Annotated in this window: 22 protein-coding genes; 13 read left to right on the top strand and 9 right to left on the bottom strand. The window is 74.1% G+C overall.

Annotated features, from left to right (window positions below; genetic code table 11):
* Positions 1-561 (top strand): transglutaminase family protein (locus ACME2J_RS09945; protein WP_495544751.1); only part of this gene is annotated, 561 nt, incomplete at its 5' end.
* A gap of 78 nt (positions 562-639) precedes the next feature.
* Here ACME2J_RS09945 and ACME2J_RS09950 read toward each other — a convergent pair.
* Positions 640-939, bottom strand: coding sequence for a hypothetical protein (locus ACME2J_RS09950; RefSeq protein WP_495544752.1), 300 nt, complete (start codon positions 937-939; stop codon positions 640-642).
* Positions 940-1,060: 121 nt separating this feature from the next.
* On the opposite strand from ACME2J_RS09950, the gene ACME2J_RS09955 reads away from it, so the two are divergent.
* The gene (locus ACME2J_RS09955; protein ID WP_495544753.1) at positions 1,061-1,459 is read left to right on the top strand and encodes a DnaJ family domain-containing protein; all 399 of its coding nucleotides are present in this window, start codon (positions 1,061-1,063) and stop codon (positions 1,457-1,459) included.
* A 16-nt stretch (positions 1,460-1,475) separates the two neighbouring features.
* Here ACME2J_RS09955 and ACME2J_RS09960 read toward each other — a convergent pair whose 3' ends face one another.
* Positions 1,476-2,279: a cyclase family protein gene (locus ACME2J_RS09960; RefSeq protein WP_495544754.1), complete on the bottom strand. Its 804-nt coding sequence runs from the start codon at positions 2,277-2,279 to the stop codon at positions 1,476-1,478.
* Positions 2,280-2,298: 19 nt separating this feature from the next.
* Between ACME2J_RS09960 and ACME2J_RS09965 the strand changes: the two genes are divergently transcribed.
* A complete protein-coding gene (locus ACME2J_RS09965) occupies positions 2,299-3,186 on the top strand; it encodes an alpha/beta hydrolase (RefSeq protein ID WP_495544755.1) in 888 nt (295 codons plus the stop codon).
* A gap of 55 nt (positions 3,187-3,241) precedes the next feature.
* Positions 3,242-3,775 (top strand): hypothetical protein, encoded by a 534-nt coding sequence (locus ACME2J_RS09970; protein ID WP_495544756.1) that lies wholly within the window; start codon positions 3,242-3,244, stop codon positions 3,773-3,775.
* A gap of 75 nt (positions 3,776-3,850) precedes the next feature.
* Here the strand turns inward: ACME2J_RS09970 and ACME2J_RS09975 are convergent, their stop codons facing one another.
* A complete protein-coding gene (locus ACME2J_RS09975) occupies positions 3,851-4,438 on the bottom strand; it encodes a BON domain-containing protein (RefSeq protein ID WP_495544757.1) in 588 nt (195 codons plus the stop codon).
* 106 nt (positions 4,439-4,544) lie between these two features.
* Positions 4,545-5,234: a DUF2817 domain-containing protein gene (locus ACME2J_RS09980; RefSeq protein ID WP_495544758.1), complete on the bottom strand. Its 690-nt coding sequence runs from the start codon at positions 5,232-5,234 to the stop codon at positions 4,545-4,547.
* A 41-nt stretch (positions 5,235-5,275) separates the two neighbouring features.
* On the opposite strand from ACME2J_RS09980, the gene ACME2J_RS09985 reads away from it, so the two are divergent.
* Positions 5,276-6,292, top strand: coding sequence for a DUF488 family protein (locus ACME2J_RS09985; protein WP_495544759.1), 1,017 nt, complete (start codon positions 5,276-5,278; stop codon positions 6,290-6,292).
* 7 nt (positions 6,293-6,299) lie between these two features.
* Here ACME2J_RS09985 and ACME2J_RS09990 read toward each other — a convergent pair whose 3' ends face one another.
* Together ACME2J_RS09990 and ACME2J_RS09995 are read right to left on the bottom strand one after the other, a co-directional pair.
* Positions 6,300-7,226 (bottom strand): mechanosensitive ion channel family protein, encoded by a 927-nt coding sequence (locus tag ACME2J_RS09990; protein WP_495544760.1) that lies wholly within the window; start codon positions 7,224-7,226, stop codon positions 6,300-6,302.
* Positions 7,227-7,303: 77 nt separating this feature from the next.
* Positions 7,304-10,918: a PAS domain S-box protein gene (locus ACME2J_RS09995; protein ID WP_495544761.1), complete on the bottom strand. Its 3,615-nt coding sequence runs from the start codon at positions 10,916-10,918 to the stop codon at positions 7,304-7,306.
* Between the two features lie 164 nt (positions 10,919-11,082).
* On the opposite strand from ACME2J_RS09995, the gene ACME2J_RS10000 reads away from it, so the two are divergent.
* On the top strand, positions 11,083-12,087 hold the full coding sequence (locus ACME2J_RS10000; RefSeq protein ID WP_495544762.1) for a zinc ribbon domain-containing protein: 1,005 nt from the start codon (positions 11,083-11,085) through the stop codon (positions 12,085-12,087).
* 190 nt (positions 12,088-12,277) lie between these two features.
* Positions 12,278-13,264, top strand: a complete 987-nt coding sequence (locus tag ACME2J_RS10005; RefSeq protein WP_495544763.1) for a TerC/Alx family metal homeostasis membrane protein — start codon at positions 12,278-12,280, stop codon at positions 13,262-13,264.
* On the opposite strand, the gene ACME2J_RS10010 is transcribed toward ACME2J_RS10005, so the two are convergent.
* Complete coding sequence (locus ACME2J_RS10010) at positions 13,230-13,688, bottom strand: group III truncated hemoglobin (protein ID WP_495544764.1); 459 nt, start codon at positions 13,686-13,688, stop codon at positions 13,230-13,232. The two genes, ACME2J_RS10005 and ACME2J_RS10010, sit on opposite strands and share 35 nt — an antisense overlap.
* 148 nt (positions 13,689-13,836) lie before the next feature.
* On the opposite strand from ACME2J_RS10010, the gene ACME2J_RS10015 reads away from it, so the two are divergent.
* From ACME2J_RS10015 to ACME2J_RS10025, 3 genes are all read left to right on the top strand, one after another.
* A complete protein-coding gene (locus ACME2J_RS10015) occupies positions 13,837-14,211 on the top strand; it encodes an SRPBCC family protein (RefSeq protein ID WP_495544765.1) in 375 nt (124 codons plus the stop codon).
* A 72-nt stretch (positions 14,212-14,283) separates the two neighbouring features.
* The gene (locus ACME2J_RS10020) at positions 14,284-15,429 is read left to right on the top strand and encodes a hypothetical protein (protein ID WP_495544766.1); all 1,146 of its coding nucleotides are present in this window, start codon (positions 14,284-14,286) and stop codon (positions 15,427-15,429) included.
* Positions 15,426-16,943 (top strand): phytoene desaturase family protein, encoded by a 1,518-nt coding sequence (locus ACME2J_RS10025; protein WP_495544767.1) that lies wholly within the window; start codon positions 15,426-15,428, stop codon positions 16,941-16,943. The genes ACME2J_RS10020 and ACME2J_RS10025 overlap by 4 nt, the downstream gene beginning before the upstream one ends.
* Here the strand turns inward: ACME2J_RS10025 and ACME2J_RS10030 are convergent.
* Positions 16,935-17,999, bottom strand: coding sequence for a DUF7064 domain-containing protein (locus ACME2J_RS10030; RefSeq protein ID WP_495544768.1), 1,065 nt, complete (start codon positions 17,997-17,999; stop codon positions 16,935-16,937). The two genes, ACME2J_RS10025 and ACME2J_RS10030, sit on opposite strands and share 9 nt — an antisense overlap.
* Positions 17,996-18,661, bottom strand: coding sequence for a TetR/AcrR family transcriptional regulator (locus ACME2J_RS10035; protein WP_495544769.1), 666 nt, complete (start codon positions 18,659-18,661; stop codon positions 17,996-17,998). Before ACME2J_RS10035 ends, ACME2J_RS10030 begins: the two co-directional genes overlap by 4 nt.
* Before the next feature lie 105 nt (positions 18,662-18,766).
* Here ACME2J_RS10035 and ACME2J_RS10040 point away from each other — a divergent pair, with 105 nt between their 5' ends.
* The 3 genes from ACME2J_RS10040 to ACME2J_RS10050 all read left to right on the top strand — a co-directional run bounded on the left by ACME2J_RS10040 (position 18,767) and on the right by ACME2J_RS10050 (position 22,916).
* On the top strand, positions 18,767-19,879 hold the full coding sequence (locus ACME2J_RS10040) for a phosphotransferase family protein (RefSeq protein WP_495544770.1): 1,113 nt from the start codon (positions 18,767-18,769) through the stop codon (positions 19,877-19,879).
* 74 nt (positions 19,880-19,953) lie between these two features.
* Positions 19,954-21,594: a phytoene desaturase family protein gene (locus ACME2J_RS10045; RefSeq protein ID WP_495544771.1), complete on the top strand. Its 1,641-nt coding sequence runs from the start codon at positions 19,954-19,956 to the stop codon at positions 21,592-21,594.
* A 38-nt stretch (positions 21,595-21,632) separates the two neighbouring features.
* Positions 21,633-22,916: an ABC transporter substrate-binding protein gene (locus ACME2J_RS10050; RefSeq protein WP_495544772.1), complete on the top strand. Its 1,284-nt coding sequence runs from the start codon at positions 21,633-21,635 to the stop codon at positions 22,914-22,916.
* Positions 22,917-22,930 lie beyond the last annotated feature (14 nt).

The raw sequence follows: 22,930 nt of genomic DNA on the forward strand, positions 1-22,930 counted from the left end.
GGTGGTCTGGGTCAGCTCGGCCACTTGAGCCTCGACCTCGCCCAGGCGCGCGCGGACGGCGGTGGGACGCCCGCCGACGACGCGCGGGCCTGCGCGCGAGTCCTGGGCGAGGTCCACGGCTTCGCCGGAGACACGCGTGAGTACGACGCCCCCCGCAACTCGATGCTCGACGTGGTGCTCGAGCGCCGCCGCGGGCTCCCGATCCTCCTCAGCGTCGTCTACGTGGAGGTCGCGCGCCGCGCCGGCGTGCCGCTCGCCCCGATCGGCCTGCCGGGGCACTTCGTCGTCGGCCACGTCGGCGTCGACCCGCCGATGCTCCTCGACCCGTTCGGGGGCGGCGGCCCCGTGAGCACCGAGGCGCCGGCCGCGTTCGTCCGGCCGTGGGGGCCGCACGAGACCGCGATGCGGATCCTCAACAACCTCGTCGGCTCGCTCGCCCGGCGCGGTGACCTCGCGAAGGCGATCCACGCCGCGGACCTGCGGCTGCTGCTGCCGGCCGACGAGGAGCTCCGCGCGACGCTCGAGGCGGAGCGCGCGGGCCTCGTCGCGCGGCTCAACTGATCGCGCCGCGGCGGCGGTCACGCCTTGGCGGGCCGGCCGGGGGAGGAGAGCCGGCCCGCCGTCGGCGTGGACCTGCCTTCAGGCGACCGGCCGCATGACCGGTCGGGGACGCGGAGCGCTGACCGGGGCAGGAGCTGGGGACTCCTCCTCGGTGACCTCCGCGACGACGGGAGCGCTCGGGGCCTCGGTCCCGTCGTCCATGAGACGGACGGCGAACCGGGCGATGAACGCTGCGGTGACGGCGATGAGCACGAGCGTGGCGGCGACGGCCACGGCGCTCTCGGCCGTCCACATCCAGATCTCGATCGCGACGACGCCGTACACGACGTAGGCGACGAGGCCGATGAAGATGCCGGGGGAGCGATCGATGAGGGACATGGGCGCATCCTGCTCCCGGTCGCGGCCCGTCGCGTCCGAACCTGCTGCGTGTCTCGATCCGTAGTTGTCCACGCCCCCGGACCCGTGGGAACCCCGCGGTGGCGCGTGCGACACTGGAGCCGTGCAGCGCCGCCCGCCCCCCGAGTCCCCGCGCGAGTCGTGGGTCGACCGGCGCATCCGCGAGGCGATGGACCGGGGGGAGTTCGACGACCTCCCCGGGGCGGGCCGTCCGATCCGCGGGCTGCACGAGCCCCACGACGAGATGTGGTGGGCGAAGGCGAAGATGAAGCGCGAGGGGCTCTCGTTCCTCCCACCGGCGCTCGCCCTCCGCAAGCAGCGCCAGAAGGTGCTCACGGCGGTGGCGGACGCCCGCTCGGAGGAGGAGGTGCGGCGACTCGTGGAGCCGCTCAACGAGGCGATCGTCGACGCGATCCGCACGCCGCCGCCGGGGCCGCCCCTCGATGTCGGCCCCCTCGACCTCGAGCGGGTGCTGCGCGAGTGGCGCCGGGCCCGCGGCTGAGCCGCGCCGGCTGCGGTCAGGGCTCCACGAGCGCGAGCGGCCTCACCGGCGACCCGGTCGCGCCGCGCATCTTCAACGGGAGGCACACGAAGGTGAACTGCGTGACGCCGTCGGCGGCGAGCTCCTCGAGGGCGACGTTCTCGACGATGAAGATCCCGGCGCGGCAGATGAGGTGGACGTGCCCGGGGAGCGTGCACCCGAGCTCCGGATCGACGTGACCGGGGAGGTCCCACGCCATGTTGTCGATCCCGACGAGGAGCGGCGAGAGGGACGCGAGCCACGCGGCCGCGGGGCCGTCGACGCCGGGCCCCGCCTCGTAGCGCGCGCGATCGGCGTAGGAGGCCCCGTTGCCCGTCCGGACGAGCACCGCGTCCCCGGGCCGGACGTCGGTGCCCGCCGCCGCGGCGGCTCGCTCGAGGAGGTCGCGCCCGACGAGCCGCGGGACGTCCGCGCCGTCGGGCAGCGCGGCGGGGACGTCGAGGAGGACCCCCCGCGCGCGGAGGGGCGGGATCGACGCTGCGTCGAGGTGCGCGATGCCGTGCGGGCCCTGCACGCTCGCGTCGACCCTCCGGCCGTCGCACAGGAGACCTCCCTCCGCCTGGTGGCAGAGCGCGTCGATGTGCGTCCCGCAGTGCTCGGCGGTGACGACGAGCGCGGACGCCGACGTGCGCGGCTCCGGCGCGGACGGCTCGTGGCGACGGTGGAGGAAGAGCTGGAACCCGGGCTCGTGGGCCGGGAAGACCGGCGCCCCTTGGTAGCGCGGCTGCTCGAGGTCGTACACGCGGGCCTCGAGCACCGCGTCGAGCAGCGACCGCGCCATCGTGCGAGTGTAGGCGCAGATGCAGACCGAAGACCACATCCTCTTCAGCGACGGCTTCAAGCTCGGCGCCGCGCTCCACCTCCCTGACGACCACGACGGCACGACGCCGCTCCCGCTCGTCGTCCCGTGCTCGGGGTTCACCGGCCTGCGGCACATCCACCCGCAGCGGTTCGCCCGGGCGCTGACCCCACGGGGCTACGCGTGCTTCTCGTTCGACTACCGCGGCTTCGCGGACAGCGAGGGCATCCGCAACCGCGTCCTCCTCGCCGAGCAGGTGCGGGACATCCGGGCGGCGACGGCTTACGCGACCTCCGATCCGCGCATCGACGCCGACCGGGTCGCGCTCCTCGGCTGGGGCGTCGGCGCCGGGATCGTCATCGAGGCGTGCTGGGCGATGCCCCGTGTCCGGGCGATCGTCGCCGCAAACGGCTTCTACAACGGGAAGCGCTTCCAGGCGGCGCACCGGACGCCGAGCGAGCTGCGGGCCCTCGAGGAGAGGGTGTGGGAGGCGCGACAGCGCCGGGCGCGCTCGAACGAGCACGAGACGGTCGACCCCTTCGAGATCCACCCGCTCGACGACTCCTCCCGCGGCTACGTCGACTACTTCCTCAAGGCCGTCCGCGGCTATGACGCCGAGGGATACGACCTCGACTTCGCCGAGTCGCTCCTGTCGTGGAACCCGGAGGCGCTCGCCTCGGAGTTCACGCGGCCCATCCTCATCGCGCACGGCGAGGAGAACGACCTCTACCCCTTGTCCGAGGCTCTCAGCCTCTACCGCGCGTGGCGGGGCGAGAAGATGCTCCACCGGATCGCGAGCGCGGGACACACGGAGTGGATGCACGACGACGATCCGCGGTTCATGGCCCTCACGGACGCGATCGCCGACTGGCTCTCCCACTACATGTGACGTCCGTCCATCCGATGTGAGGTGCTCGTGCTGGCCGGGAACCGCGAGCGCCATCATGGCCTCACACCCGACCTTCCACCAGACCGTCGTCCTCTCACCCGGCCGGCATCCCACCCCGGAGGACGGCATGTGCGTGATGGAGCTCGCCTCCGTCCTGGCGGGCGACAGGTTCACCGACCACCCGCAGTCGGTCTGCCCGACGATCGCCGCGTTCCTGCGCGGCTACAACGACCAGCTCCCCGACGACTGCCGCCAGCCCGTGCTCCTCGCGTGGGCCACGGACGCGGTGGGGACGCGCGCGGACGACCCCGAAGTCGGTGAGCGGCGCGCGGCGGAGATCGAGCGCTTCGCCCGCCGCCACATCTCGTGGTGGCGTCGCGCCGACTGGCGCTACCGCGGCGCTCCGCTCTGGCGCATCGAGTATCTCGGCGGCCGGTTCGGGCAGTGGGCGGGGCACCGCCGGGACCGGCACGCGGGCGTCGACGCGCTCCTCTCGCACTGCTGCGCGATCGGCGCGGTCCCGGGCACTGCGGCGGCGGACGCCTCGGAGGTCGTCGCGCTGACCGACACGTCCGTCGCAGCGCGCTGAGACGCTCGGCCTGCGCGCCGAGACGGGCCGCCGCGTGTCCCGCGGACGCGCAGCGACCCGGCTCGGCAGTCGCGCTCAGGTCGACGTCGGCGCGGGCGTGCCCGGCGGATGAAGGAGGTTCTCGACGCGCGCGACGCCGTCGACGCGCTCAGCCGAGCGGACGAGCTCGCCGATCCACCGCTCGTCGACCTCGCCCCGGAGGTGGACGACGCCCTCCGCGGCGTCGACGCTCACCTTCCCCTTCGGAGCCTCGGCCGGCCGGAAGATCTCGGTCTCGACCTTGCGCGCGAGCGCGACGTCGTTCGGCGGCGGGCCCGCGGACGAGGGGGTCGCCTCGTGCACCGCGCCCTTCGCGCGGTTCGCCGCAGCGGTCGCGGCGGTCCCGGCATCCCGGGTGCGCCGGCGGACCGTCGCGGCGGCGCGGTCACGCGCGACGTGGCGCCGACGGCGCCCGTCCGCGGGGTCGAGGAGGTACGCGACGAACGCGCCGAGCGCGACGCCGGCGCCGAAGCCGGCGGCGACACCGCGGCTCGTCGTCACGTCTGCGCGGCGCAGGCGCCGCGTGGAGGCCCGGCCCTGGAGCCGCTTCGCCTCGCCGTACGTCCGGATCCCGGTGCGCGCCGCCTTCGCCGCGACGCGGCTGCGTCTGCTGGTGAGCGCCATGAGGTGTCCTTTCCGTTGCGGTCCCTTGAGGGCTACCCGGTGCGCGTGCGGGTCATTCGGGCGCGCCCGCGACCAGCCCCGGGCCTGAAGAGAGGGAGGACGGCGCTCAGTCGCCGCGCGCGATCGCGTGGATCGCGCGGACGTGGCGACGCACCTCGCGGTCGGTGGGCCGCCGCGCGCCGAGCTCGACGACGAACGCGCTCGTGCCGTCGAACGTGCGGTTCTGCCAGCCGGTCGCGGTCCCGTGCAGGCGCGGGAGGCGCCGGGAGGGGAGGCGGACCCGGCGCGCGTACGCACGCACGAGAGACGGCGACGCGCCGCGGCTGAGGTCGACCATCCCGTAGGGCTGGTGGAACCACACGGTCACGTCGGGGCGGACGGCGCGCACGACGCGGCGGACCCAGCGGGTCTCCGGCTCGCTCGACGGGCGCGGACCCGGGTGGTAGCGCCCACGGGGACCCGACCGCCAGTCGCCGGGGAAGTTGCGGTTGAGGTCGACGCCGCGAGCGTTGACGCGGGTCCGGTCGGCGGCGCCGTCCGGGTTGGCGGAGGCGATCGTGTACACGGCGCTGCCCTTCGGGGCCCGTCGGCGCCGCAGCGCCGCGATGACGCGCCGGCCGCCGGGCTCGTCGCCGTGGATCTGGCCGACGACGAGGATCGTGCGCGCGGCGTCTCGCGCACCGCGGCGCTGCACGACGAGACGGCGCCCCTCGACGCTCCTGCCCTCGGGGAGCTGCTGCTCGTCGGCGCTCGCGCGCACGAGCGCGGGCGGGGGAGGGGGTGGCGCGTCGGGCATGACGGTGACGCTAGCGCCGCGCGCGGGCGTAGGCTCCGGTCGTGTTCGCGCATCTCGAGCTGGCGGTGAGCGACCTCGACCGGGCGGCGCCGATGTACGCCGCCGCGCTGCGCGAGGTGGGGCTCGAGCCGAGGGAGCGCGGTCGGTGGGAGGGGGTCTCGCTCGTCGAGAGCGCCGCCCCGAGCCGCGGCGTCCACGTCGCGTGGTTCGCGCCCTCGATCGAGGCCGTCGAGGCGTTCTGGCGGGCGGGACGCGAGGCCGGGCTGGCCGACGACGGGGCGCCCGGTCCGCGACCTCGGTACCGCGACGACTACCACGGAGCCTTCCTGCGCGATCCCGACGGCCTCAGCCTCGAGGCCGTCCACCACGGGATGGAGCGGTCGGCCGGCCGCATCGACCACGTCTGGCTGCGGGTCCCCGACCTCGGCGCGGTGCGGGACGCGCACGTGCGCCTCGCCGGTCGCGCGGGTCTCGATGTCGGCGTCGACGAGCCCGGGCTCCTCCGCGTCCGGTCCGCATCCGGCTCGTACACGGTGGTCGAGGGCGGCGAGGCCGCGCGCCACGTCAGGGTGACCTTCGAGGGCGGCGTCGGCGCGGACCTCGCCGATCCCGCTGCGCCCGCCCCGCGGGTGTGGACGATCGGCTACGAGCGCCTCCTTCCGGACGAGCTCGTGGCCGAGCTCGAGGCGGCGGGGGTCCGGCGGCTCCTCGACGTGCGTCAGCGGCCCCAGTCCCGCCGGGCGGGGATGTCGAAGACGCGGCTGGCCGATCGCCTCGGGGAGGCGGGCATCAGCTACGAGAGCCGCCGCACGCTCGGGACGCCGCCCGACATCCGCTGGCTCTTCAAGAACGGCCGCACGGCCGAGGCACGCGACGTCTTCGCGACGCACCTCGAGGACACCGCCGCGGCGGAGCTCGACGAGCTCGCCGCGCAGATCGACTCGTCGCCGCCCACCGTCCTCCTCTGCCTCGAGGAGGACGCGGCGGTCTGCCATCGGCGGGTGGTCTGCGAGGCGCTGCGGCGCCGCCGCGCCGACCTCGTCGTCGTCGACCTCTGAGAGCCGCTCAGGCGGCCGCCTGCGCGCGGCCGACGTCGGAGACCGCGCTGAGGACCTCGCGTGCGAGTCGGCCGCCGTCGCTGGGGTCGACGGGCGCCGCGCGGATGCGCACGACGACCTCGTCGTCGAGGTACTCCTCGAGACCGACCTGCGGGACGCCTCGCGTCGGCGTCGTCACCCGCTCGGCGACGATCGCCTCGATGGCGACGGGATCGACGTCCGAGGGCAGCCGGGCGCGGAGATCGACCTTCGCCGGCTCGCGGATCGGCCGGACCGACATCGTGAGGGCCGTGCTGTTCGGGACGAGGACGGTGTCGGCGCCGTCCTCGCACGTGACGTAGAGGAGCCCGTGCCCGACGACGGTGCCCTCGACGTCCATCCCGAAGCCCGCGAACCGCACGCGGTCGCCGATCTGGAAGGGACGGGCGGAGAGCAGCACGATGCCCGCGAAGACGTTGCCGAGCGTCTGCTGGGCGGCGAGACCGACGACGACCGCGGTGAACGACGCGCCCAGCGCGACCGTCCCGAGCGGGAGCCCGGCGAGCCGGAGGCTCACGATGACGATGAGAAGCAGGAGGACGAGGCGGAGCAGGAACCCCGCGACGCCCGCCGTGCCGGGCTCCATCCGCCGCGTGAGGCGGTCGACGACGACGTTGGCGAACCCGCGCGCGACCGACCAGCCGATCGCGGCGAACGCGATCGCCGTCGCGATCCGCACGGGCTCGTCGACGCCGAAGAGATCCACCCGCCAGGAGTACGCGGCGATGACCGCCGCGAGCACCGGGACGAGGACGACGAGACGGCGCCTGGCGCGCCGCGCCGCCTCCGCGGCCTGCTGGCGCCAGGCGGCGTTCTCGATCTTCTGCGGCCGGGGACGATCCCGCAGGAAGGGGATGCGCCGAGCCCGAGCCCCTGCCTCGGTCGCGCGTGACACCCCGTCGGGATGCCCGGGACCCCCGGGCGGGACACCCCTCTGTGCGCCCCGTCACACGCCGCGTCCCGGCGCGGGGCTCAGACCTCGAAGGGCCGCGGGCGACCGAGGAAGAAGCCCTGGCCGTAGTCGACGCCGAGGTCGGTGAGCATCGCGACGGTCGCCTGGTCGGCCACGCGCTCCGCGATCACCTCGGCGCCGAGCCCGCGGGCGATGTCGACGACGGCGCGCACGACGAGCTGATCGGTCGACGAGGTCGGAAGACGGTCGATGAAGTCGCCGTCGATCTTCAGGGCGTCGAAGGCGAGGTGCTTCAGGTAGCTGAAGGACGCGAACCCGGCACCGAAGTCGTCGAGGGCGAGGAGGCACCCGAGCTCGCGGAGCTGGCGGGCGAGCTCGGCAGCGCGCGCGACGTTCGTGATCGCCGCCGTCTCGGTCACCTCGATCATGAGCGAGCCGGCGGCGACGGGACGCCGCGCGAGGAGCCGCTCGAGGTGCCGCACCGTGTCGCCGTCTTGCACCGACCGGGCGGAGAGGTTGACCGCGAGCTGCACGTCGCGACCGGCGTGCCGGGCGGCGTGGAGCATGTCGACCGCGCGGCCCAGCACCCACCGGTCGATGTCGAGGATGATGCCGCTCTCCTCCGCGTGCGGCAGGAAGGCGTCGGGCGTGACGAGCCGGTCTCCCTCCTCGCAGAGGCGCAGAAGCAGCTCGTAGTGCTCCCGCGACCCCCTCGGCCGCAGGAGCGGGCGGACGGGCTGCGCGTGGAGGACGAAGCTCTCGTCGCGGACGGCGCGGCGAAGGCGTCCCATCCAGTCGGTGCGCCGGACGACCTCGTCCCGGAGCCTCTCGGCCCGCTCGTACACCGAGATGCGGTCCTTGCCGCCGTCCTTCGCCTGGTACATCGCGAGGTCGGCCTCGACGAGGAGCAGCTCGGGATCGAGCGCCCCGCCCGTGCTCATGGTCGTGACGCCGACCGACGCCGTCACCTCCGCGTACCCGCCGCTGCGGACGATGCGCCCGTTGGCGCGCACGGCCTCGACGAGCTTCACCGCGACCGTGCGTCCGCCCTCCTCGTCGGTCCCGGGGAGGACGATCGCGAACTCGTCGCCGCCGATCCGGGCGAGCACGTCGATCTCGCGCAGGACGCCCCGCAGCGCCTCGCCGAGTCGCGCGAGCAGCTCGTCGCCGGCCGAGTGGCCGAATGAGTCGTTGACGTCCTTGAAGCCGTCGAGGTCGAGGAGGAGCAGGCACGCATGTCCGCCGTGACGCCGCACGCGCGCGGCCTCGCGACGCAGTTCCTCCTCGAAGCGGCGTCGGCTGAACAGGCCCGTGAGGGCATCGTGGTCGGCGAGGTGCTGGAGCCGCCCCTCGAGCCGCTTGCGCTCGGAGATGTCGAGGGCCTGGACGACGAGGAGCCGCTGGCCGTCGGCGTCCTCGACCGACGCCGGCGTGATGAGCGCCCACACCTCGCGCCCGTCCGGATGCAGCAGCCGAAGCTCCCCGGAGGCGGGCCGCCCGGCGGCGGCCTCCGCGAGGAGCCGGCGGCACTCCGCGTGCTCGTCCGGGTGGACGGCGACCATGCCCGAGCGGCCGACGAGCTCGTCCGGCGCGCGTCCCGTCATCGCGGCGAACGCGGCGTTGCACTGCAGGGCGGTCGTCGACCCGTCCGGCTCGAGCCGGCTGATCACCATCCCGACGGGCGCCGAGTCGAACCCCGTCTCGAAGAGGTCGCGCACGGCGGTGAGCTCGCGGGAGATCCGCTCGCGCGCCGTGACGTCGAGCGACATGCCGCCGACCCCGAGCAGGTCTCCGGCGGCGTCCCGCACCGGGAACCGCAGGGACCAGTACTGGTGGAACTCGCCGGTGCGTGCGTCGGGGGCGATCTCGTCGAAGCTCATGGCCGCGTCCGCGGCGAGCACCGCCCGGTCGTGTGCCGCGAACTCCTCGGCGACCTCAGGGGCGACCGTCTCCTCGATCGGACGCCCGACGAGGACCTCCTCCGGGAGGCCCAGGATCTTCGTCGCCTCGGCGTTGACGACCTGCCAGCAGCCGTCGAGATCGCGGGTGTAGATCGCCAGGGGGCTGTGGTCGAGCACCGACCGCAGACGAGCCTGGGCCTCCGTGAGCTCACGACGGGTCTCCTCGAGCGCCGTGAGGTCCACGACCTGGGAGACGAAGTGGAGCGGCGTCCCGTCCTCGTCGCGGACGAGGGAGACCGAGAGGCGCGCCTCGATGGTCGAGCCGTCCGTCCGGAGGTACCGCTTGTCGATCTCGTAGCCGTCCCGCTTCCCGTCGAGCGTCGCGCGGAGGAACGCGAGGTCCTTCTCGAGGTCGTCGGGATGCGTGAGGTGCTGGAAGTCCGTGGTGAGGAGCTCCTCCTCGGAGCGGTCGAGCAGGTCGCACAGGCTGCGGTTCACCCGCAGCAGCCGTCCCTCGGGGTCGACGATCGCCATCCCGATGGGAGCCTGCGTGAAGCTCGACTCGAAGCGCGCGATGGCGCGGCGCTCGGAGGCTTCCCGCGCTCGATCCACCGTGAGGTCCCGGACGTAGCCGACCCGGTAGATGAGCCGGTCCTCCTCGTCGCGGGCGGCGGCGACCTGGATCGCCACCGGGAAGACGGTCCCGTCGAGCCTGACGTGATCGGCCTGCAGCTCAACGTGCCCCTCGCGCTCGAGGACCTCGCTCGCCTCCGCGACGACGTGGGCGCTCCCGGGGGCGAAGACCGAGTAGAGGGTGCGGCCGATGAAGTCCTCGCGCGTGCCGCCGTGCATCGTCGCGAACGCCGGGTTGACCTGGGCGATGGCGAGCGACCGGGGCTCGACGAGGATGATGCCGCGCGTGTCCTTCTCGAAGCTCAGCTGCCACTGGCGACGCAGGTCCTCGTCCGCGCGGCGCTGCGTGACGTCCCGTGTCGCGCAGTGGATCTCGAGAGTCGTCCCGGTCACGTCGTCCCGCACGGCGCGCAGCTCGGTCTCGACCCAGATCTCGCGGCCGTCGGTGCGACGGACGCGATGCTCGACGGTCCGGCGGCGGCCGTCGGCGAGCACCGCCCGGCGGACGGCGGCGACCCGGCGCCGGTCCTCGGGACGCACCGTGCGCCAGAGGGTCGTGCCCCTCATGTCCTGCGGCTCTCGGCCGAAGACCCGCCGCACGGCCGGCGAGACGTAGAGGAGCGTCCCGTCGGGGGACGAGCGGGAGATGACGTCCCCGGTCGTCTCGGCGAGGAGGCGGAAGTCCCGCTCGGACCGGCGCAGCGACGCCTCGGCGGTGACGCGCTCCGTCACGTCGCGCGACGTCGCCATGCCGCCGATGATCCGCGTGTCGCGACGCACCGGCTGGAAGGTCGTCTCGTAGACGGCCGAGCCGTCCGCCGAGGGCATCTCCACCGTCACCGTCTCGCCGGTGAGCGCCCGCATGTAGAGCGGGCCGATGCGCTCCCAGGCCGCCGCGGGGAGGACGTCCGGGGCGCGGCGCCCGATGAGGCGCTCGGGGACGTAGCCGTGACGCGCCACCGCGCCCCCGTGGACGGCCCGGATCCGCATCTCGCCGTCGAAGACGAGGACGGAGATCTCCTCGACCGTGCGCAGCGCCTCCTCGACGAGGACCTCGTTGCCGACGTCCGGCTGCGGCGCGTCCCCCGTCATCAGCGGGCGGGGGCCGCCGTCCGGCGCATCGCGCACGTCTCCATGCATGCGTTATCGGCAGATGCAGGCGGATCTGGAGAGGCGCGAGCGCGCCAGCTTCGCGCACGCTCTGCATTGCGGTCGACCACGGAGGGGGACGGCGGCTCGGCACGGTGTCTCGGGGGTCCGCGGCGCCAATAGCGTCGGGGCACCGCGACGAGAGACCTTCCCTCATGAGCACGACTCCCACGCCGCCGACCACCACGACCCGCCGCTTCTGCCCGGAGTGCGGCGCCGAGCACGACGCCTCCGCCCGGTTCTGCGAGACCTGCGGTCACCGGTTCGTCGCCACGCCGCAGGAGCCCGCCCCGCCGCCCGCGGACGGGACGTCACGCCGAGCGCTCGCGATCGGCCTCGGGGCCGTCGCGGTCGCCCTCGCAGCGGCCGCGCTCGTCCTCGTGCTCGCCCTCGGCGGCGGCGACGACGGAGGGGAGGACGACGACGCCGCGATCGCCTACCGCGAGGAGGTCGCGGTGCTCATCGCCCCGCTGGCGGAGGCGAACACCGAGCTCACGGAGGAGCTCCTCGGCCTCGGTCGCGGCGAGGACCCCGCCGAGGCGCTCGCGGCCGCCCGCGCCGCGGACCGGGTCGCCGCTGCCACCGGGACGTCGGTCGGTCGGCTCGCGAGCCCCGGTGACGCCGCGGACATCCGCGCTCGTGCCGTGCGGGCGATCGAGCGCAACCGCGCGTTCCTCTCCGCCGCGGTCGGCGCGCTCACGAACCCGGGCGACGCGACCGCATCCGACGTCGCCGACGAGGCGCAGCGCGCGCGCGACGCCTGGAGCGCGACGGGACTCGATGGCGGCCGGATCGCCGGCGTCGATCGTCTCACCGCGTGGGCGCGCGCCGAGGAGGACGCCACGGCCGCCGAGCGCGAGGCCGACGAGCAGGCGCGGCGCGACGCCGAGGAGGAGGCGCGTCGCGAGGCCGAGGAGACGGCCGAGCCCGAGGGCGTGACGGCGGTGGACTGCGGAGGCTTCGAGGCCGTCTTCGACGTCAGCGCCGTCGGCGTGGACTGCACGACCGCCCTGCGCGCCGCGGTGTGGCAGGTCTCCGGCCAGGGATCGAGCGAGGGCTACAGCTGCTCGGTCGTCGACCGCCAGGCGGACGGCCTCACGTCCTACACGTGCTCGCGCGGGGACGGGACGCAGGTCAACTTCAGCGCCTACGTCGGCTGATCCGAGGTGTGACGGACCCATGACGCGGTGATCGGCCCGTCACCGCGTCGCGTATGATCCTGACGAGAAGGGAAGTATCCCGACGGCAGGTGTCGTCAGCACGACCTCCGCGTGAGGTCCGGCACCCGCGGCCCCCAGGGGCGGAGAAACCTTCGCGACGTCATCCACGACCGCGAAAGGCATCTCCCGCATGAACACGCCCCTCGGCGCCACCACCGACTGGCTCATCCTGCTCGGTGCGATCGGCGTCCTCCTCGTCATCGACCTCCTCGTCATCCGCGGCCGCGGCGGCCTGATGACGACGAGGTCGGCCACGATCTGGAGCCTCGTCTGGGTCGGCCTCTCCTTCGCCTTCGCCGGCGTGCTCTTCCTCTTCGGGACGAGCGACCAGGGGACGGCCTACATCGCCGGCTACCTCGTCGAGAAGTCGCTCTCGCTCGACAACGTCTTCGTCTTCCTCATCGTCTTCAGCGCGTTCGCCATCCCGGTGCCGCAGCGGGCGCGGCTCCTCACCTACGGGATCGTCCTCGCGCTCGTCCTGCGCGCGATCTTCATCGTCGTCGGCGCGGCGGCGCTCGAGGAGGCCTCCTGGCTCGCCTTCCCGTTCGCGGCGCTCCTGGCGTGGACCGGCTGGCGACTGTGGAGCCACCGCCACGACCACGGCGCCGAGGAGGGCCTCGTCAAGGGCGTGAAGGAGCGGCTCCGCGTCGCCTCGGGCGACCACGGCGGCCGCCTCACGTTCGTCGGCGACCACGGTGGCCGGGTGCTCACCGCGGCGGGCGCGGCGCTCCTCGCGATCGCGGTCGTCGACGTCATCTTCGCCGTCGACTCGGTCCCGGCGATCCTCGGCATCACGACCGACACGTACGTCGTCTTCGCGGCGAACGCCTTCGCGCTCCTCGGGCTGCGGCCGCTCTTCTTCCTCGTCGCCGACCTCGTCGAGCGGCTCTACCACCTCAAGGCGGCGCTCGGCGTCCTCCTCGTGTTCATCGGCGGCAAGATGGCCTACGGCGAGCTGTTCGGGAAGGTCGGCCCCGCCTACTCGCTCGCGGGCATCGGGCTCATCCTCGGCATCGGCGTCGTCGCCTCGCTCGTCCACAAGCGCCGGGCGGAGCGCGAGGCGGCCGGCGGGCCGGGCGGCGTCAGCCCTCGTCCGGCGCCGGACCGTGTCGCGTGATCTGCAGCAGCGCGCCCGGCACGAGCTCGGGCTCGATCGTCACCGGCCGCCCCTCGACCCGGGCGTGGAAGGCGCGCGCGACACGCGTCGCGTGCGCCTTCGCGAGCTCGGCGCGCTCGCCGGCGAAGAGCTCGTCGACCGTCTCGTGCCACAGCGCCACCCAGCGGTCGAAGTGGCCGCCTCGCAGGGGTGAGCGCGCGTGGAGCTCGGCGTGGGGGCGGAACGCGCCGCCGCGGTAGGAGTCGGCGCCGAGGAGGACCGTCTCCCAGAACGCCGTGATCCGCGGGACGTGCGCCTCGAGGTCGAGCTTCGCGACGTCGGTGAAGAGGTAGCCGATGATCGGGTCGACGAGCGCCTTGCCGTAGAAGGCGCGGACGAGGCGCTCGCAGTCCGCGCGGGTCGCGATGTCGGAGAGGTCGGCCATCCCGCACAGGTTGTCAGCCCCGAGGGGCGAAGGTGCCGAGGGCGGCGCCGGTGCGCCGCCGGAACGCGCCGTCGCTCTGCACGATTGACGCGGCGCCCGCCGGGGCACGATGATCGTCAGGCCCCCCGACCGAACGCGAGGCATCACCGTGACGAACCATGCGCACACCGAGCACGTCGCCGCCGCACCGGCCGATGTGTACGCGGCGCTCGCCGACGTCCGCAACCTGCCGGAGTACGTCCCGCAGATCACGAAGGCGACCCAGGGCTCCGGCGACGAGGTGCACGTCGAGGCCCGCTACGACGGGCACGAGCAGCAGGGCGAGGCCTGGTTCCGCTCGGACGAGGACAACCGCGTCATCGAGTGGGGCGCCGGCGACGGCTATCACGGCCGCATGAGCGTGACCCCGGACGGGCAGGGCTCGACCCTCACGCTGGAGCTGTCGACGCCGCACCTCGAGGCCGACCACGACATCGTCGGCACGCTCGACGCGATCAAGCGCCTCGTCGAGTCGCGGATGTGACGACGCGGGCATGAGCCCTCGCGGGCCCCGGGTACGGCGCGGAGAGAGCTGCCCGCCACCCGTGAGGTGACCATGCCCGACGACACGACCGCGACCCTCCACGAGACGGTCCCCGAGCACCTCGAGGACCTCGACGACGAGCCGGCGGGGGCGCCGGCCGACGTCCCCCGGACCGGCCCGCTGCGCTTCGCGCGGATGGTGGGCTCGTCGATCGCGGGCCGCGACGCCGCCGTGTGGGTGACCGACTTCCTCAACGCCGCCTACTACCGGCGCGACCCGTCGGCGCGCGAGGTCGACGACCTCCGGCTCGCCTTCTCGATCCTCACCACCCACTGGGCGCGGAAGGACGGCGACCACCGGCTCCACGTCACCGACCTCGCCGCCTTCCACCGCGCCTTCGGGGCCGACCGGCTGTCCACCGAGCGCACCTCCCGCGGGACGCTCGACCGCGACCAGCTCCTCGAAGGAGGACGCCGCCTGCTCGGCGACTGGTTCCCGGACGCCGTCGCCGACGACGACCGCCGGGGATGGGGCATCGCGTTCGAGACCGCCGCCGACCGGGCGGCGCACGATCCCCAGCGCCGCCTGCGGCTCTCACGGCTCGGCGAGCTCACCCCGGAGAGCGCGCCACCGGAGGACCAGGTGTGGCACACCTATCCGCCGGTGGAGATGCCCTCGGCGGACGCGGTCGTCGCGGCCCTCACGCGACCTGAGACGTGGCCGGACTACGCGAGCGAGATCGGGCGCTTCACGCCCCTGCGGCCCGGCGGGCTCGCGGGCCAGACCTTCGAGATCGAGGTCGCGGCCGGCACGCGGTCGGGACGGCCGGTCTTCACGCGGGGCTACGTGACGATCACCGAGCTCGTGACGCCCGAGCACCCGGAGGCCCTCGAGCGGTGGTTCGCCGAGCTCGAGGACGGCCTCGCCCGCTACGGCGACGACGAGCCGCGCGCCGTGCCCGAGGGCGGCACGCCGATCGTCGGCTTCGATCTCACGACCCACCGGGGGCACTTCATGGGCAACGGCCACAACCGCCTCCTCCTCTACGAGGACGGGGGCCGGGCGTGGGTGCGCGCCGCGGGCACCTGGGACCCGATGCCGTGGCACCTCGACCGCGCCTACCGCGCGGCCGGCAGCGACGCCCAGCACGCGTTCTGGGGCGAGGGCGGCGACGAGCGCCTCAGCATGCTCCATCAGCTGGCGCGGAGGATCGGGTGACCGACACGGACGCCGTCGTCGTCGGGGCCGGGCCGAACGGCCTCGCGGCGGCGATCCGCCTCGCCGAGGCGGGGAGGTCGGTCGTCGTCCTCGACGCCGGCGACGCGCCGGGGGGCGCCGTGCGCACCGAGGAGCTCACGCGGCCCGGGTTCCTCCACGACACCTTCAGCTCGGTGTACCCGGCGGCCGCGGCCTCTCCGGTCTTCGCGCGGATGCCGCTGGACGAGCACGGGCTCGAGTGGGTGCATCCGGAGGCGTGCTTCGCGCACCCGCTCCCCGGCGGCCGCGGCGCGGCGCTGTACCGTGACGTCGACGCGACGGCCGCGTCGCTCGACGCCCTCCATCCCGGTGACGGGGCGGCGTGGGCGCGCTTCGTGCGGCCGTTCGTGGAGCACTTCGACGCCGTGAGGGCGACGGCGCTGTCCGCGTTCCCGCCGGTCGGAGGCCCGCCCAGGCTCCTCGCCGAGCTCGGGCCCCGCCGCACGCTCGAGTTCATGCGGCTCCTCACCGGCTCCTCCGTCGGGCTCGCCCGGCGGCTCTTCACGGCGAGCGGGTCACGGGCGTGGCTGCACGGCGCGGCGATGCACGGGGACGTGCCCCCGTCGGGCGCCGGGACGGCGATGGCCGCCGCCTACCTCGACGTCATGGGGCACGCGGTCGGGTGGCCGAGCCCGCGCGGCGGCGCGCAGCGGCTCGCGGACGCCCTCACCGGCTACCTCACGAGCCTCGGCGGCGAGGTGCGTCCGCGGACGCGCGTGACGGCCGTCCTGTCGTCCGCGGGGCGCGCGACCGGCGTGCGGACCGAGAGCGGCGGGGAGGTGCGCGCCCCGGTCGTCGTCGCGACGGTCATGCCGCGTGACCTCGTCGCGCTCGCGGGCGAGGACGCGATCTCCGACTGGTACCGCGCCGGCGTCCGCCGGTTCGCCCACGGGCCCGCGACGGTGAAGGTCGACTGGGCGCTCGGCCGCCCTGCGCCGTGGGAGCACGAGGCGAGCCGCCTCGCGGGCACCGTCCACGTCGCAGGCGACGAGGAGGACTGCCTCGCGGCGTCCGCCGAGGCGCACGACGGCTGGCCCGAGCGACCGTTCCTCCTCTTCGGACAGCAGTCGATCGCGGACCCGACGCGGGCGCCGCAGGACGGTCACACGGCGTGGGCGTACACCCACGGGCCCCGGAACGGCGCCGACGCCGGAGCGCCGCTCGACGCGATCGTCGAGCGCATCGAGGCCCAGGTCGAGCGCTTCGCGCCCGGCTTCCGCGACGCGATCCTCGACCGCCACGTCCTCGGACCGGCGGACCTCGAGCGCCGCAACGCGAACCTCGTCGACGGCGACGTCGGCGGCGGCAGCTACCGCCTCTCGCAGCTCGTGTTCCGGCCCGTGCCGTCGATCTCGCCCTACCGCACGCCGCTCGACGGCCTCTATCTCGGGAGCGCGGCGGCGTTCCCGGGCGGCGCGGTCCACGGGGTCCCCGGCGATGCGGCGGCGCGCGCCGCCCTGCGGGGCTCAGGCTGAGGCGGCCGCCGGCGTCGCGGCCCGGCGCCGGCTCCGCGACCGCTGGTAGGCGTCGAACCAGGCCTCCTGATACGTGTTGTGGGTGACGCGGCCGGACTCGTCCTCCCAGCGCACGACGCTGTCGACGTAGGAGATGTTGTGCCACATCGGCAGCGACGCGCTCGCGACGGCCTCGCCGGCGAAGCGCCGGGTCGTGCCGGTCTCGTCGGTGACCTCGAGCTCCATGCGCGTCGCCTGGAAGGTGTCGGGGTGGGTCGCGAGCACGTGGCGCCGCACCTGCGTCACCGCGCGGATCTCCCCGTCGACGATGAGGTAGGGCTCGCCTTGGTGGAACGGCCCCTCGGAGGGGACGTCGTAGAGCCCCGCCCACGCCGGCTCGGTGTCGGGGGGCTCGAAGCTGAACGCGTTGAGCGCGAGATCCGGGCCGAAGCACATCGGCGTCCACCCGAGCGGCGGAATCGGGATGCCGGGGACCTCGGGCCGGTGCTGGCACCACGAGCGGTCGCGCACGTTGACGCAGTCCACGTGGTGCTCGGCGCCGTCGAGGACGAGCGTCCCGGTGACGTGCATGAACTGCTCGGAGCCGCCCGGGTGCTGGGACGGGTCGCTTCCTCCCTCGAGCGCGGGCATGAGGGAGCCGCGGGCGGTGAGCGGCGTGATCGCCTCCTGGCGGAGGTCGAGCCTGGTCCGGCCGTCGGGGCTCTCGTAGCCGATGCGGATGTCGCGGCCGGGCACCCGGACGTCGAGGACCAGGCCGTTCGCCGCCCGGACGACGCCGTCCTGGACGTCGGGCCACGGCATCGTCATCCACCAGTTGAGGTGCTCGATGTCGAGCGGGCGGACGTTGCGCGCGCCCCGGTAGATGCCGACGCCGCCTCCGAGGAGCGGGAACGCCGGCTGGTAGCGGAAGTAGATGCAGGCGCCGATCCGCTCCTCCGGGATCGAGAACCCGAAGTAGTGGGTGTGCACCGTGTGGAGGTCCCACGACTCGCCCTCCGCCGGAAGCGGGATCCAGAGGTCGGTCTCCGCGCGCTGGATGCCGATGCGGTCGCTCATCGGCCACCCGCCTCGACCTTGCGTCCGCCGTCGGACGGGGGGAGCGGGAGCCGGCTCACGCGCAGCGCCTCCTCGGGCGGGAGGCCCATCATCCGCAGCATGCTCTCCGCCTGCTTCTCGTCGGCGGCGTCGGGGGCGCGACCGGCGAGGATCGCGCGGATCGTCGCGAGCGCGCTTCCGGCGATCGAGATGAGCACGGAGTCGAGATCCGTCACCGAGAACCGGCCGTCGTCGAGCCCGCGCTGCAGCGGGACGCGCGCATAGGGGAGGACCGCGGTGGCGAAGAGATCGTCGCCGTGATGGAGGTTGACGAGGAGGCGCGCGAACTCGGGGTCGTCGTTGGCGAGTCGGATGAAGCGCCGGTCGGCGGCGCTCGCCATCTCCGCGGCGTCGTCGACGTCGGCGAGGTCCTGCAGGACCGCCTCCGCGAGGTCCTCGAGCGAGTCGATGACGACCGCCTCGACGATCTCCTCCTTCGAGCCGAAGTGGTTGTAGAAGGAGCCCTTGCCGACGTCCGCGGTCTCGGTGATGTCCGCGATCCGCAGCCCCGCGACGCCCTTGTCCGCGATGAGCAGCCGCGCGGCCGCCGTGAGCTGGGAGCGGGTCTGATCGCGACGGCGGTCGTACCTCGACCGTGCCCGCGTGTCGGAATCGAGCGCCATGACGCGAGCCTAGCGCAACCATGACTATAGATCCAGAGTTGGTCGAACAACCAAGATTGACCTTTTGGTCAGATTGCGTTAGCGTCACCTCCAGAGAGGAGACGCATGGCCATCACGAACCACATCACCGAGGACCACGCCCGCACCCAGCTCAGCCGCTGGCTCTCCGGGCTCGAGGGCGTCGAGGACGTCGAGATCTCACCCGTCGAGATCCCGAGCGCGAACGGGCTCTCGAACGAGACGCTCCTCTTCGAGGCCGCGTGGCGCGAGAGGGGCCGCGCGCACCGCGAGCGCCTCGTCGCGCGCGTCGCACCGCCGACGGCCGGCGTCACGCGCACCTACGACATCGCGCAGGAGCACGCGACCCTCAGCGCGCTCCACGCCGAGGGGACGGTCCCCGTCCCGCGCCCGCGCTGGCTCGAGACCGACGCGGGCTGGTTCGGGGCGCCCTTCCTCGTCATGGACCGGGTCGAGGGGCGCGTCCCTGAGGACTCGCCGCCGTTCACCGTGAGCGGCTGGGTCGCGGACCTCGCGCCGGACGACCGGGCGGCCCTCTCCGCGAACGCGATCGGCGCCCTCGCGGCGATCCACCGGCTCGACTGGGCGGCGCTCGGCCTCGGAGGGCTCGCGCGCGGCGGCCCGGGCGAGACGCCGCTCGACCGCGAGATCTCCTACTTCGAGGACTACATGGAGTGGGCGAGGGAGGGCGAGGAGAACCCCGTCGTCGACGCCGCCTTCGAATGGGTCCGCGAGAACCGGCCCGTGGCCGACGAGCCCGTGTGCCTCTCCTGGGGCGACTCGCGGATCGGGAACATCCTCTTCGCGCCGGACCTGTCGGTCGCCGCGGTCCTCGACTGGGAGTTCGCGAGCCTCGCGAGCCCGGCGCTCGACCTCGGCTGGTGGCTCTTCATGCAGCGTCACCACACCGAGGGCGTCGGAGCGCCCGTGCCGCCCGGCCTCCACGACCGCGCACGCACCATCGCCCTCTACGAGGAGCTCTCGGGCCACGCGATGCCGCACATCGACTTCTACGAGGTGCTCGGAGGCCTGCGGTTCTGCGTGATGATGGTCCGCGCCGCCGCCCTCGTGAAGAGCGTCGGCGCGGTGCCGGCCGACTCGACGATGGCGACGAACAACCCCGGCACGCAGCTCCTCGCGCGCATGCTCGACATCCCCGCGCCCGAGGGGCCCGGCTCACACGTCATCCGCCAGGCCTAGCGACCCCGCACCTTCCCGTCCGACCCGCCGTCCGCGACGGCGCGCCGGCCCCTGCCCGACCACGACGAGGACCCATGCTCATCACCCATCCCACCGAGGACGACGTCATCGTCGTCGGAGCCGGCCACAACGGCCTCACCGCCGCCGCGTATCTCGCGAAGGCCGGGCGGCGCGTCACCGTGCTCGAGGCCGCCGACGCCATCGGCGGCATGCTCGCGACGAGCCCCGTCGTTCCGGGCGCCCCGGGGCACCTCCACAACGAGGGCGGCATCCAGGCGTCGATCTTCCTCGCGACGACGATCGAGCGCGACCTCGATCTCGCCCGCCACGGTCTCGTGCGGCTCCCCGCCGACCCCTACCACGTTCACCTCGAGCCCGAGGGAGCGTCGCTCGCCTTCTGGCACGACCCGCGGCGGACGGCAGAGGAGATCCGGCGGTTCTCGCCGCGCGACGCGACCGCGTTCCTGCGCTTCGCCGAGATGCTCGACGCCGCGGTCGACATCGCGATGCCGCTCATGCTCGGGCACCCGACGCGGCCGGAGCCCGCCGCCGTCGCCCGCGCGCTCGCGACCGCCGCCCGTCGGCACCGCGCCCTCGTGCCGCTCGCGCGCTTCTTCGTCGGCGGGCACCAGGAGCTCATCGAGGAGTGGTTCGACCATCCGCTCGTCCGCGCCGCGCTCGCCTCCATGCCGCCCTTCTGCTGGATGACGCAGGACGGCTCCGGCTGGGCGCTCGTCTACCTCGGCATCTGCCACCGCGTGATGAGCGCCCGCTTCGAGGGCGGCTCCGTCGCGCTCCCGCGCGCACTCGCCACCTGCGTGGAGGCCCACGGCGGCAGCATCCGCACCTCGGCCCGCGTCGACGAGCTCCTCGTCCGCGACGGCGGCGTCGTCGGCGTCCGCCTCGACGACGGGGAGGAGGTGCGCGCCGGGCACGTCATGGCCTCGTGCAGCCCGAAGGTCACGCTCAACGAGCTGCTGCCCTCGGGGACCCTGTCGGAGGAGCTCGAGCGGCGGGCGGGCCTCATCCCGACGACGAACACCGGGGCGGCGAACCTCAAGATCGACATCGCGCTCTCGGGGCGGATCCACCTGCCCCGTCACCAGGCGTGGCGCCGGGACGACCTCGACCTCCGCCGCCCGGTCGTCAGCTGGCACACCTACGAGGAGCACCTCACGGGATGGAACGAGGCGGTCGCCGGGCTCTGGCCCGACCCGATCCCGTTCATCTCCATCGTGCCCACGGGGATCGACCCGACCCAGGCGCCCGAGGGTGAGGACACGCTGTGGATCTGGTCGGGCATCGTCCCGGCGTCGCCGCGCACGCCCTGGTCGGAGATGCGCGACGAGATCGGCGACCGCGTCGTCGGCGAGTGCGCGCAGCACTACGAGGGACTCGAGGAGCTCGAGATCGGCAGGCGCGTCTTCGGCGCGCCCGATCTCGCCACCCGCTTCCACGTCCCGGACGGCAACGTGTACCACGTCGATCCGTTCGGCCTGCGCCTCGGACCGACGCGCCCGGCGGTCGGGCTGTCGTCGTACGAGACGCCCGTCCCCGGCCTCTACCTCACGGGCGCCGGAACGCATCCGACCGGCGGGATCAGCGGCGTCCCCGGCCAGCAGGCCGCCCGTCGTCTCCTTCGCCGCAGCGGCGCGAACGGAGGTCGCCGCCGTCTCCTTCACGGCCGTCGGACGGCGGCGGGAGCAGCGGCATGAGCGCCTCACCACACACCACGAACGACCGGAGGGTCACCATGAGCACCACCAGCAAGTGGGCGCGGCGCGCGCTCGCGCTCGCCTGCACCGGCGCGGCGGTCGCCGCCGCCGGATGCGGGGACGACGACGAGGCGACGGCGGACGGCGGCGCGGCCGCCGAGCCGGCGGCCGCCGCGCTCGGCACGCCAGAGCCCCTCACCGGCGCGCCGGTGACGATCGGCTTCGTCGGGGACGGCAAGACCCAGGCGAGCGACCTCTCGAGCGAGATCGACGCGGCCCGCGCCGCCGTCGCCTACCTCAACGAGTACGGCGGCGGGATCGCCGGCCGACCCGTCGAGCTGAAGGTGTGCGAGACGAAGGCGACGCCGGCGGGCGCCGCGAAGTGCTCGAACGAGATGCTCCGGGCCGAGGTGCCGGTCGTCCTCCTCGGCGCCTCCACGCAGGGAGGCGTCGTCGCCAAGCGCGTCGCCGAGGGCGGCGCGGTCGTGCTCTCCGACCAGGCGATCGACCCGGACGCGTTCGCGACGCCGGGCAGCTACGTCCTCACGAACGCGATCGCCGCGGCCTTCGCGATCCCCGCGCAGACCGACAAGGAAAAGGGCGTCGAGAAGGCCGCCTACGTCGTGACGGACGTGCCCGCCGCGACCGACGGCGTCAACACCGTCGGCAAGGGCTACTTCGGTGCGGCCGGCGTCGACCTCGACGTCGTCCCGGTCCCGCTCGGGACGCCCGACGTCACCCCGCAGATCCAGTCCGCGATCGACGACGGGGCCCAGGCGATCCACGTCATCGGCGAGTCGAACCTCTGCACGGCCGTCTTCCGGGCGGCCCAGACGCTCTCCTTCGACGGGCCGATGACCGGGATCACGCAGTGCTTCCCGGGGACGCCCGGCGAGGGCCTGCCCAACGGCGCCGAGGGACTCAGCATCACGGCGACCGGCGCGTCGTTCCCGCCCGCCGACGGCGGCGCGGAGATCGAGGAGGAGTTCGCTCTCTACGACGCCGTCATGGACACGTACGCGAAGGGCAAGACGAAGGCCGCCCTCGCGCCGATCGGCTACCGCGTCACCCTCGCGCTCGCCGCCGCCCTCGAGAACCACGAGGGGGAGGTGACGCCCGACGGCGTCAAGGAGGCCTTCGCGGCGATGCCCGAGACGCCGATCCCGCTCGGCGCGGGGCTCGCGTTCCGGTGCGATGGGAAGCAGTACCCGCTGGGTCCGGGCTTCTGCAACGGCGACGGTCTCGAGGCTCCGCTCTCCCGCGACGGCAAGGTGACGGAGTACAAGGCGATCGACGTCACCCTCGAGCTGCCGGCGGGCTGAGGCCGACGCGGAGG

Source organism: Paraconexibacter sp. (assembly GCF_059438195.1).

What these genes read in the sequence shown, in the direction of transcription:
- ACME2J_RS09950 (WP_495544752.1), bottom strand. Translation starts at nt 939, where the DNA reads ATGTCCCTCATCGATCGCTCCCCCGGCATCTTCATCGGCCTCGTCGCC.
- ACME2J_RS09960 (WP_495544754.1), bottom strand. Translation starts at nt 2,279, where the DNA reads ATGGCGCGGTCGCTGCTCGACGCGGTGCTCGAGGCCCGCGTGTACGAC.
- ACME2J_RS09965 (WP_495544755.1), top strand. Translation starts at nt 2,299, where the DNA reads ATGCAGACCGAAGACCACATCCTCTTCAGCGACGGCTTCAAGCTCGGC.
- ACME2J_RS09970 (WP_495544756.1), top strand. Translation starts at nt 3,242, where the DNA reads ATGGCCTCACACCCGACCTTCCACCAGACCGTCGTCCTCTCACCCGGC.
- ACME2J_RS09975 (WP_495544757.1), bottom strand. Translation starts at nt 4,438, where the DNA reads ATGGCGCTCACCAGCAGACGCAGCCGCGTCGCGGCGAAGGCGGCGCGC.
- ACME2J_RS09980 (WP_495544758.1), bottom strand. Translation starts at nt 5,234, where the DNA reads ATGCCCGACGCGCCACCCCCTCCCCCGCCCGCGCTCGTGCGCGCGAGC.
- ACME2J_RS09995 (WP_495544761.1), bottom strand. Translation starts at nt 10,918, where the DNA reads ATGCATGGAGACGTGCGCGATGCGCCGGACGGCGGCCCCCGCCCGCTG.
- ACME2J_RS10000 (WP_495544762.1), top strand. Translation starts at nt 11,083, where the DNA reads ATGAGCACGACTCCCACGCCGCCGACCACCACGACCCGCCGCTTCTGC.
- ACME2J_RS10005 (WP_495544763.1), top strand. Translation starts at nt 12,278, where the DNA reads ATGAACACGCCCCTCGGCGCCACCACCGACTGGCTCATCCTGCTCGGT.
- ACME2J_RS10010 (WP_495544764.1), bottom strand. Translation starts at nt 13,688, where the DNA reads ATGGCCGACCTCTCCGACATCGCGACCCGCGCGGACTGCGAGCGCCTC.
- ACME2J_RS10020 (WP_495544766.1), top strand. Translation starts at nt 14,284, where the DNA reads ATGCCCGACGACACGACCGCGACCCTCCACGAGACGGTCCCCGAGCAC.
- ACME2J_RS10030 (WP_495544768.1), bottom strand. Translation starts at nt 17,999, where the DNA reads ATGAGCGACCGCATCGGCATCCAGCGCGCGGAGACCGACCTCTGGATC.
- ACME2J_RS10035 (WP_495544769.1), bottom strand. Translation starts at nt 18,661, where the DNA reads ATGGCGCTCGATTCCGACACGCGGGCACGGTCGAGGTACGACCGCCGT.
- ACME2J_RS10040 (WP_495544770.1), top strand. Translation starts at nt 18,767, where the DNA reads ATGGCCATCACGAACCACATCACCGAGGACCACGCCCGCACCCAGCTC.
- ACME2J_RS10045 (WP_495544771.1), top strand. Translation starts at nt 19,954, where the DNA reads ATGCTCATCACCCATCCCACCGAGGACGACGTCATCGTCGTCGGAGCC.
- ACME2J_RS10050 (WP_495544772.1), top strand. Translation starts at nt 21,633, where the DNA reads ATGAGCACCACCAGCAAGTGGGCGCGGCGCGCGCTCGCGCTCGCCTGC.